Origin of the sequence: Intrasporangium sp. (genome assembly GCF_032907665.1) — a bacterium.
Lineage (GTDB): Bacteria > Actinomycetota > Actinomycetes > Actinomycetales > Dermatophilaceae > Intrasporangium.
This window is the reverse complement of sequence record NZ_JAJJPG010000029.1, coordinates 1488-11454: the sequence shown is the minus strand read 5'-3', so window position 1 is coordinate 11454 and position 9967 is coordinate 1488. Positions and strand designations below refer to the sequence as shown.

The window sequence follows — 9967 nt, the reverse complement described above, 5'->3', positions numbered from 1 at the left end:
CGTCGCCGACGGGGACATCGACCTCTGAGCGGCGATACCGACTGCTGAGCGGCGATACCATGGTCGGAGTCGGACGCCCAGGTGAAGCAGCTCGCCATCTCTCGTGGTTCGCGGAGAGGACGACATCCGATGACCGACAGCAAGAAGAACGACGCGCGACCGACGTTGCTCTCTGGTGGCAACCCACAGATCCCCAAGGGCGAGGGTGACGGCCCCGTCCAGGACTACGTCGCGGCCATGCCCGGTTGGAAGAGCGACGTCGGGCAACGCCTCGACAAGCTCGTCGCGAGCACGGTTCCGCAGGTGCGCAAGGCCGTCAAGTGGAACCAGCCGTTCTACGGCAAGGACGAGGGCTGGTTCCTCTCCTTCCGGTGCTACACCGACTACGTCCAGCTGCAGTTCCTCAGAGGGACATCACTCGATCCCCTGCCGCCGAAGGCGTCCAAGCACGACGAGGTGCGCTACCTCGACATCCGCGAGGACGACGAGCTCGACGAGGACCAGCTTCGCTCCTGGATCGAGCAGGCGAGCGCCCTGCCGGGCGAGAAGATGTGACGCAGCCGGCTGACGCGATGAGACCGTGGCCGCGGCCACAGCAGCCCTGACCGTGTCGAGCCGTCACGTCCCCGTCCTGCGTGATCACACTGCTGTGATCATGGAGCCATGACCTACGACGTGGACGCCGTTCGATCGCACTTCCCTGCCCTGAAGGAGGGCGCCGCGCACTTCGACGGGCCGGGCGGAAGCCAGACGCCGGACGTCGTCGCCCGGGCCGTCCACGACACTCTCGTCTCGGCCGTGGCCAACCGTGGCACCGTGACGGCAGCCGAGCGCCGAGCCGAACACATCGTGACCGACTTCCGGTCCGCACTGGGTGACCTGCTGGCGACCGACCCCCGTGGCATCGTCTACGGCCGCAGCGCCACGGCCCTGACGTACGACTTCGCCCGTGCGCTCGCCCGGACCTGGACTCCCGGCGACGAGGTGGTCGTCACTCGGCTCGACCATGACTCGAACATCCGCCCCTGGGTCCAGGCTGCCGCTGCCGTCGGTGCGACGGTCCGGTGGGTCGACTTCGATCCCTCGACGGGGGAGCTGTCCGCCGACGCGATTGCCGCGCAGCTCTCCGGCCGCACCCGCCTCGTCGCGACGACGGCCGCCTCGAACCTCATCGGCACCCGGCCCCCGGTGGCCGACATCTCCACGGTCGTCCACGACGCCGGGGCGCTCCACTGGGTCGACGGTGTCCACGCCACGGCGCACGTCTCCGTCGACCGAGCCGCGCTCGGCGCCGACTTCTGGACCTGCTCGCCGTACAAGTTCCTCGGACCCCACTGCGGCGTGCTCGCCGCGGACCCGGACCTGCTCGAGACCGTGAGGATGGACAAGCTGCTGCCGTCCAGCGACGCGGTCCCCGAGCGGTTCGAGCTGGGCACCCTGCCCTACGAGCTCATGGCCGGTGCCACAGCCGCTGTGGACTTCCTCGCAGGCCTCGCGACCGCCGACTGGGATGAGGAGGGAGCCGAGCGGTCCGACCGGCGCGGTCGCCTCGCCGCCGGCTTCGCCGCGCTCGAGGAGCACGAGGCGCGTCTCGGCGACCGACTCGAGACCGCGCTGCGAGCCCTGCCGGGCGTCAAGGTCTACAGCAACGCCGCGATCCGCACGCCGACGCTGCTGTTCACGGTCGACGGCCGGGACTCCCAGCAGGTCCGGGGGGCGTTGGCGGACCTGGGGGTCAACGCGCCGGCGGGCAACTTCTACGCCGTCGAGTGCTCGCGCAGCCTCGGGCTCGGAGACGGCGGGGGAGTGCGCACGGGGTTGGCGCCCTACACCGACGACGCCGACGTCGACCGGCTCATCGCGGGCCTGGAGGCACTGGTCTGACGTTGTCACCCTCCCGTGGGGTGGCCCCACGGTCGACGGCCCGGCGCCGGAACCACCTGATCAGGAGTGGTTCGTCGTCGCCCGAGTCGTGTCGAGCGACCAACGGACCTCGAGGATCCGGAAGGCTCTGGCAGAGGACAGGCGCGTACACGTCAGCCCCCAGTCCTGGGAGTTCACCCACTTCTGGAGCGAGTCGGAGCCGAGGTGCTTCTGGACGACGAGGTGGGCAACGCCGTCGTCGGTGAGGCGCGGGAGCCAGCGGGCGAGGATCTCGTGGAGGGCCGCCTTGCCGACGTGGATCGGCGGGTTGGACCAGATCGTCGCGAAACGCACGTCCTCAGGCACCTGGTCCGGTTCGCAGAAGGTGACGTTGTCGACGCCGGCGGCCTCCGCGTTCAGTGTCGCGAGCTGCAGCGCCCTGCGGTTGACGTCGACGCCCCAGACGTGGGCTGCGGGGGAGCGCAGCGCGAGTGCGATCGAGAGCGGTCCCCATCCGCAGCCGATGTCGAGCAGCTGGCCCGTCGGGCTCGGGTCGGGCCCGCGCGCGAGGAGGACTGCAGTGCCCGGGTCCAGCCGGTCGGGAGAGTAGACACCCCGGGCGGTGGTCAGCTCGAGGTCCCGCCCCTCGATCCGGACCCGGATCCGCCTGCGCTCCTCGGCAGTGGCCGGCTCCGCGCTGAAGTAGTGGTCTGGGCGCTCGCTCATCACCGGCAACCGTAGTGGCCCTACGGACGGGACGTGCCACCGCCGATCGGGCCGGGGCGCGATTCGTGGTGGCCGACCAGGCCGAACGCCACCGCCGATCGGGCCGGGGCGCGATTCGTGGTGGCCGACCAGGCCGAACGCCACCGCCGATCGGGCCGGGGCGCGATTCGTGGTGGCAGCAGGCCGACCGCCCGGGGACCACCCCACCCCACCCGTTCCGGGACCGGGCAGAAAACCGCGGTGCTGGGCGTTGTCAGCCGTGGGACCATAGGGAGAACATGAATCGAAGCCACACCATGAAGCACGCGCCGGCAGAAGACCTGCTGGCCACCAGGGCGGAGGCCCTCGCCGACGACACCCTCGTCGATGACGGGGCCGCTGTCATCGGCGACACCTACGACGGCGAACAGCTCGACCGGGAGGAGCGCGCCGCACTGCGGCGGGTCGCCGGCCTGTCGACCGAGCTCGAGGACATCTCCGAGGTCGAGTACCGGCAACTGCGTCTCGAGCGGGTCGTCCTCGCCGGCGTCTGGACCGAGGGCACGTCGGAGGACGCGGAGAACTCCCTCCGCGAGCTCGCCGCCCTCGCCGAGACCGCCGGTTCGACCGTGCTCGCCGGAGTGATCCAGCGACGCCAGCGACCCGACCCCGCGACCTACCTCGGCAAGGGGAAGGCACTCGAGCTGCGCGACATCGTCATCGCCGAGGGCGCCGACACGGTCATCTGTGACGGCGAGCTCGCTCCGAGCCAGCGTCGCGCGCTCGAGGACGTCGTCAAGATCAAGGTCATCGACCGGACGGCCCTGATCCTCGACATCTTCGCCCAGCACGCGAAGAGCCGGGAGGGCAAGTCCCAGGTCGAGTTGGCCCAGCTCCAGTACCTCCTGCCGCGCCTGCGTGGCTGGGGCGAGTCGATGTCCCGGCAGGCCGGTGGCCGCGTGGCCGGTGGTGAGGGCATCGGCTCCCGTGGACCCGGTGAGACGAAGATCGAGCTCGACCGGCGCCGCATCAACACGAAGATCGCCAAGCTGCGGCGCGACATCAAGGGGATGAAGACGACCCGCGACACCAAGCGCCGCGGTCGCCGCGAGGGCGGCATCCCCAGCGTCGCGATCGCCGGCTACACCAACGCCGGCAAGAGCTCGCTGCTCAACCGTCTCACGGGCGCGGGCGTGCTCGTGCAGAACCAGCTCTTCGCCACCCTCGACCCGACCGTGCGCCGGGCCGAGACCGAGGACGGGCGCATCTACACCCTCGCCGACACGGTCGGCTTCGTCCGCAGCCTGCCGCACCAGCTCGTCGAGGCCTTCCGGTCGACCCTCGAGGAGGTCGGCGACGCAGACCTGCTGCTGCACGTCGTCGACGGCTCCCACCCCGACCCGGAGGGGCAGATCTCGGCGGTGCGGGCGGTCCTCTCCGAGGTCGGTGGCGACGAGATCAAGGAGATCATCGTCATCAACAAGGCCGACATCGCCGACCCCGAGGTCCTCGCGCGGCTGCGCCGCCACGAGAAGCACGCGATCGCCGTGTCCGCGCGGACGGGTGAGGGGATCGGGGCTCTGCGCGAGCTCATTGCTCGCGAGCTGCCGAAGCCCGAGGTCGAGGTCGAGGCCCTCGTGCCCTACGACCGCGGTGACCTGCTGTCGAAGATCCACGAGGGGGGCGAGATCCTCGAGAGCGAGCACGTCGAGGACGGCACGCGCGTCCGTGCCCGCGTGACCCGCGCCATCGAGGCGGACCTCTCCGACTACGTCGTCGCCTGACCCGACCAGCCGCTCGACGATGCCGTATGCCGCTGAGCCCGCTCAGCGGCATACGGCATCGTGGGACTCCTCCCGCAGTCGGGTGTCGGCGGTTTCGGCGACGATGGGCCCATGGACGTTGTTGCGACCCGAGAGGGCGGCGCCGTGACAGGGCAGGAGGGCGAGGCGACGGCGTGGATCGCGACGGCGCGACTCGAGCTGCGCCGCCCTGGGGCACCCGACTTCGACGACTACGTCCGGCTGCACACCGACCCTCGGACCTACGCGCACAAGCCGGCGGCGATGCCGACCCCGGAGCAGTGCGAGGAGTGGTTCGCGGCCGTCCTCGAGCGGTGGCGAGACCAGGGCATCGACTACGCGGTGATCCGCGAGCGTGATGCCGGTGGGGTCCTGGGCTGGGCGGGGCTGCGCGTCGTCACGGGCGATGGACCACCACACCTCAACCTCTACTTCCGGTTGGCGGCTGCCGCGCACGGTCGGGGCCTCGGTCGGGAGGTTGCGAGAGCCCTCACGGCGTGGGCGACGGAGCATCGCCCCGAGCTGCCGGTCCAGGCCGTCGTCGCGCCGGTCAACGTCGCCTCGTTGCGCACCTGTGCGGCGGCCGGGCTCGTCGAGGTCAGCCGGAAGGTCCACCCGGACTTCCCGGACGACGAGCCCGACATCATCCTCCAGGCCCCGCGCCTGCGGGTCACGCGAGGGACCGGTGCGATCGACACCCCCTTCAGCTCGGACACCCTCGACACCGAAGCCCTCGTCGACGTGTGGCGGCGCGTCAACGACACCGGTGGCGCCGTCGGATTCCTTCCCGGAGCCCCTGTCGACGAGGTCCGCGCCGCGCTCGAGCAGCACCTCGAGGTCGTGCGCGGGGGGACCGCCCTGCTCGTGGAGCTCCGCGAGCCCACAGGAGCGCTCTGCGGCTACGGCTTCTGGGAGCACGCGGGCCAGCGGGGGTTCGAGCACGTCGCCACGCTCAAACGACTCATGGTCGACCCGGCCGTCCAGGGGCGCAACCTGGGCAGCGTGCTCCTGGCCGGCATGGTCGGGGTCGTGCGACGCGAGCTCGAGGGTGTCATCCTGCTGCTCCTCGACTACCGCAGCGGCCTGGGACTCGGCGACTTCTATGCCCGAGCGGGGTGGACGGAGGTGGGCCGCCTCCCGGGCGCCATCTGGCTGGAGGGTGACGACTACCGCGACGACGTGTTCATGGCGCGCCGGGTCGACGGGCGGCCTGTCGTCTCGGACGGGCGCGCCTGAGCGCGTCGAGCACACGGCGCCGGCCGGATCCGGTGCGTGCCGGACCCCGCGCCCCGGTCTCGCAGATCAGCTGAGCCCGGTGATGTTCCCGTCGGCGCTGACGTCGATCCGCTGGGCGTTGGGGGTCGCCGAGAGCCCCGGCATCGTCCGCATCTCACCGCAGATGGCATAGACGTAGCCCGCGCCCACCGCGGCACGAACCTCACGGACCGGCAGGCGCCATCCCCGTGGGGCGCCCTTGAGGGTCGGGTCCGAGGAGATGGACAGGTGCGTCTTGGCGATGACGACCGGCAGACCCCCGAAGCCGAGCCGCTCGTAGTCCCGCAGCGCCTTGGCGGCCCCCGGGGCGACGTCGATGCCGTCCGCGCCGTAGATCTGGGTGGCGATGGCCTCGATCTTCTGCTCGAGGGGGAGGTCGAGCGGATAGAGGAACTCGAACGAGGTGGGCTCGTGCGCCGCCTCCATGACGACCTCGGCCAGCTCTCGGGCGCCGGCACCGCCCTCGGCCACGTGCCGGCTCACGGCCGTGCGAACCCCGATGCCGTTGCAGTAGCGACGGATGACGGCGTGCTCGGACTCGTGGTCCTGGGGGAAGGCGTTGATCGCGACGACCGGCTGGACCCCGAACCGACGGACGATCTCGATGTGCTTGCGCAGGTTGGGCAGGCCGGCCTCGACGTCGGAGGGGTTCTCCTCGAGCAGTCCGGGCGGGAGCGGCTTCCCGGGGCGGATGGCGTAGTTGCCCGAGTGCGACTTGAGGGCTCGGACCGTGACGACGATGACGGCGACGTCGGGTTTGAGCCCGCTCACGCGGCACTTGACGTTGAAGAACCGCTCTGCGCCCATGTCCGCACCGAACCCCGCCTCGGTGATCGCGTAGTCACTGCCCCGTATGGCGATGAGGTCGGCGGTGACCGAGGACGTGCCGGTCGCGATGTTGCCGAACGGTCCGCAGTGGATGATCGCAGGGCCACCCTCGAGCGTCTGGAGCAGATTCGGCTTGATCGCGTCCTTGAGCATGGCAGCCATGGCGCCCGCGGCGCCGAGGTCCTCGGCGGTGACGCTCGCACCCTCGGTCGTGTAGCCGACGACGATGCGGCCGAGGCGCTTGCGGAGGTCCTGCAGCGACGTGGCCAGGGTGAGCAGCACCATGATCTCGCTCGCGGCCGTGATGTCGAAGCCGGTGTCGCGCACGACGCCGTCCTCGCGGGCGCCGAGGCCGATGACGACGTTGCGCAATGCCCGGTCGTTGACGTCGAGGACGCGCCGCCACGTGATGTTGCGGACGTCGATGCCGAGGGCGTTGCCGTGATGGAGGTGGTTGTCGATCATCGCGGCGAGCAGGTTGTGTGCCGCAGTGATGGCGTGGAAGTCACCCGTGAGGTGCATGTTGAGCCGTTCCATCGGGACGACCTGGCTGTAGCCGCCGCCGGCGGCGCCCCCCTTGATCCCGAAGGTCGGACCCATCGACGGCTGGCGCAGGGCCACGACCGCTCGCCTGCCGAGTCGCTGGAGCCCCTGGGCCAGGCCCACGGACGTCGTCGTCTTGCCCTCGCCGAGCGGCGTCGGGGTCACCGCAGTGACGACGACGTACTTGGCGCGGTGACCACCCGACGAGGCGGCGCCGTCGCCGGCGGTCTCCGCACCGCGACCTGCGGGCTCATCGAGAAAGGCGAGGTCGATCTTCGCGACGTCGCGGCCGTAGGGCTCGAGGTGGTCGGGGCTGATACCGAGCTGGGCGCCGATCTCGTCCATGGGTCGCAGAGTTGCTGCGGACGCGATGTCGAGGTCTGAGGGAAACGACGGGTTGGTCATGGTTCGATCCAACCGCACTCCGCGCCGCGCCGGGGGTCTTCGTGGCGAGGTAGTCACGTCGAGGGACAGGCGCGTCACACGGAGGCGTGAACCGACTCGGCGGGTCCCGCAGGCGGGTTGTGCACAGGTGGACGACCGTGGGGCCGATCGTGCGCCCGGCGCAATACCCTGAGCCAATGGCCCCGGGACCGACGCTCGACCAGCTCCTCCACGCCGCCGTCCTCGCGGTGGGCGGCCGGGAAAGGCCGGGACAGGTCGAGATGGGCCGTGCCGTCGCGGCCGCGATCGCATCGAAGGAGCACCTCCTCGTCCAGGCGGGCACCGGGACCGGCAAGTCGCTGGCCTACCTCGTGCCCGCCGTCGCGCACGCCTTCGACACGGGACGACCAGCCGTCGTCGCCACCGCCACGTTGGCCCTGCAGGCGCAGATCGTCGACCGTGACATGCCTCGGGTTGCCGCCGCGTTGGAGCCGATGCTCGGCCGGCGTCCGACGTACGCCCTCGTCAAGGGCCGGCGAAACTACGTCTGCCTCAACAAGATCCACGGTGGCTTCCCCGACGATGACGAGACGCTGCTGTCCGTCGGACAGGTCGACGCGGGCGCCGGCCGGCTGGGGCAGGAGGTCGTCCGCCTGCGTGAGTGGGCGGACGAGACGGACTCAGGTGACCGGGACGAGCTCGTCCCGGGTGTGACGGAGCGGGCGTGGCGCCAGGTCTCCGTGTCCGCGCACGAGTGTCTTGGCAGCACGTGCCCCCTCGTCGCGGACTGCTTCGTCGAGCGGGCGCGCGAGGCGGCCAAGGAGGTCGACGTCATCGTCACCAACCACTCCTTCATGGCCATCGATGCCTTCGAGGGGCGACAGATGCTGCCCGAGCACGACCTGCTCGTCATCGACGAGGCTCACGAGCTCGTCGACCGGGTGACCGCCACGATCACCGACGAGCTGACCGGGGCGATGGTGACGGCTGCAGCGAAGAAGGCCGGTCGCCTCTCCGAGAACGTCCGCCCCCTCGAGGAGGCGGCCGAGCTCCTCGCAGCGGCGATCGAGCCCCTGACTGACGGTCGCCTCCTCGGGCTGCCCGACCCGGTCGCGCTCGCGCTCGCCCGTGTCCGCGACACCGCCCGCGCCGTCCAGTCCGACCTCAAGCCGGCCCAGGGGCAGGAGGCCGACGGTGCCCGCCAGGTGGCACGAGCAGCCGTGGACGAGATCCACGAGAACGCCGAGCGGATCCTCGAGGAGCGCGAGCTCGACGTCGTGTGGCTCAGCCATGACCAGCGGCGCGGACCCGTCCTCCGGGTGGCGCCGATGAGCGTCGCCCTGCTCGTGCGCGACAAGATCTTCACCGACCGCACCGTCGTCCTCACGTCCGCGACGCTCGAGCTCGGCGGGACCTTCGACGCGGTGGCGGGCACGATCGGTCTGCGGGGAGAAGGGGCCCCGGCCTGGCAGGGTCTCGACGTCGGGAGCCCCTTCGACTACCCGAAGCAGGCGATCGCCTACGTCGCAGCACACCTGCCCCCGCCCGGCAGGGACGGGGCGAGCGACGAGAGCCTCGACGAGATCGAGCAGCTCGTCCGGGCGGCCGGCGGGCGGACGCTCGGGCTCTTCTCGTCGATGCGTGCCGCGCAGACCGCGGCGGAGGTCCTGCGTGCCCGGCTCGGCGACGACCTCCCGGTCCTGTGCCAGGGCGAGGACCAGATCTCCACCCTCGTGCGCCAGTTCGCCCGTGACCCACGGACCTGCCTCTTCGGCACCCTCTCCCTGTGGCAGGGGGTGGACGTGCCGGGCTCCTCGTGCCAGCTCGTCATCATCGACCGGATCCCCTTCCCGCGGCCCGACGACCCGCTCTCCTCGGCGCGTTCGCAGGCCATCGCGCGGATGGGGGGCAACGGCTTCATGGCCGTGTCGGCGACACACGCCGCGCTCCGGTTGGCCCAGGGCGCCGGTCGCCTGGTCCGCAGGGCCGATGACCGCGGCGTCGTCGCGTTCCTCGACTCCCGGATGATGACGGCGCGCTACGCCGGCTTCCTGCAGCGGTCGCTGCCGCCGTTCTGGCCGACGACCGACAAGGCGATGGTGCTCGCCGCACTGTCCCGACTCGACGAGACCGCGCCCGAGCCGGTGCCCGTCGAGGAGCCCGCCCTGCGGTCGCTCGCCGGGGCTCGGACCGATGGTGAGGGCACGGAGCACCCGCGCCCCGTCGCGCCGCCGCCACCTGCCGCAGGGGCCTCGCGGAGCGCCGTGACCGGGGGCCACGCCTGGACGGACGAGCAGGACGACGAGCTCCGTGACGCGGCCGAGGCGGGAATGCTCCTCGACGAGCTCGTCGACCACTTCGAGCTGCCCGAGGACGCCATCGCCGCCCGCGCAGACCAGCTCGGCCTCACGCTGGCAACCGGTCAGCTCTTCGACTGACTGCACGTCACTCGAGTGGCCCCGATGTCCCCAGGGGGCGGTGGACGATGGGGCCACTCGACGAGTGCACGCCGCTCGAGTGGCCCCGATGTCCCCAGGGGGCGGTGGACGATGGGGCCACTCGACGAG

The 9967-nt window shown here is 71.2% G+C and carries 7 protein-coding genes; 5 read left to right on the top strand and 2 right to left on the bottom strand.

The features are described 5' to 3' along the window. Positions 1-129: 129 nt before the first annotated feature. Complete coding sequence (locus tag LOY02_RS06705; protein ID WP_317181562.1) at positions 130-555, top strand: DUF1801 domain-containing protein; 426 nt, start codon at positions 130-132, stop codon at positions 553-555. A gap of 108 nt (positions 556-663) precedes the next feature. Then, positions 664-1884 carry a cysteine desulfurase-like protein gene (locus LOY02_RS06700; RefSeq protein ID WP_317181561.1) on the top strand — a complete coding sequence of 407 codons (1221 nt, stop codon included), beginning with the start codon at positions 664-666 and terminating at the stop codon, positions 1882-1884. Between the two features lie 60 nt (positions 1885-1944). Here LOY02_RS06700 and LOY02_RS06695 read toward each other — a convergent pair whose 3' ends face one another. Next, positions 1945-2589 (bottom strand): class I SAM-dependent methyltransferase, encoded by a 645-nt coding sequence (locus tag LOY02_RS06695; RefSeq protein ID WP_317181560.1) that lies wholly within the window; start codon positions 2587-2589, stop codon positions 1945-1947. A gap of 278 nt (positions 2590-2867) precedes the next feature. Between LOY02_RS06695 and hflX the strand changes: the two genes are divergently transcribed. Together hflX and LOY02_RS06685 are read left to right on the top strand one after the other, a co-directional pair. Next, complete coding sequence (gene hflX, locus LOY02_RS06690) at positions 2868-4352, top strand: GTPase HflX (RefSeq protein WP_317181559.1); 1485 nt, start codon at positions 2868-2870, stop codon at positions 4350-4352. 111 nt (positions 4353-4463) lie between these two features. Then, positions 4464-5606: a GNAT family N-acetyltransferase gene (locus tag LOY02_RS06685; protein WP_317181558.1), complete on the top strand. Its 1143-nt coding sequence runs from the start codon at positions 4464-4466 to the stop codon at positions 5604-5606. Between the two features lie 66 nt (positions 5607-5672). Here the strand turns inward: LOY02_RS06685 and LOY02_RS06680 are convergent, their stop codons facing one another. Further along, positions 5673-7421, bottom strand: coding sequence for a formate--tetrahydrofolate ligase (locus LOY02_RS06680; protein ID WP_317181557.1), 1749 nt, complete (start codon positions 7419-7421; stop codon positions 5673-5675). 176 nt (positions 7422-7597) lie between these two features. Between LOY02_RS06680 and LOY02_RS06675 the strand changes: the two genes are divergently transcribed. Continuing rightward, complete coding sequence (locus LOY02_RS06675; RefSeq protein ID WP_317181556.1) at positions 7598-9838, top strand: ATP-dependent DNA helicase; 2241 nt, start codon at positions 7598-7600, stop codon at positions 9836-9838. Positions 9839-9967: the final 129 nt, after the last annotated feature.

Excerpts from the sequence above, each read along its gene's own strand:
- LOY02_RS06685 (WP_317181558.1), top strand. The coding sequence starts at position 4,464 with ATGGACGTTGTTGCGACCCGAGAGGGCGGCGCCGTGACAGGGCAGGAG.
- LOY02_RS06680 (WP_317181557.1), bottom strand. The coding sequence starts at position 7,421 with ATGACCAACCCGTCGTTTCCCTCAGACCTCGACATCGCGTCCGCAGCA.
- LOY02_RS06705 (WP_317181562.1), top strand. The coding sequence starts at position 130 with ATGACCGACAGCAAGAAGAACGACGCGCGACCGACGTTGCTCTCTGGT.
- hflX (WP_317181559.1), top strand. The coding sequence starts at position 2,868 with ATGAATCGAAGCCACACCATGAAGCACGCGCCGGCAGAAGACCTGCTG.
- LOY02_RS06700 (WP_317181561.1), top strand. The coding sequence starts at position 664 with ATGACCTACGACGTGGACGCCGTTCGATCGCACTTCCCTGCCCTGAAG.
- LOY02_RS06695 (WP_317181560.1), bottom strand. The coding sequence starts at position 2,589 with ATGAGCGAGCGCCCAGACCACTACTTCAGCGCGGAGCCGGCCACTGCC.
- LOY02_RS06675 (WP_317181556.1), top strand. The coding sequence starts at position 7,598 with ATGGCCCCGGGACCGACGCTCGACCAGCTCCTCCACGCCGCCGTCCTC.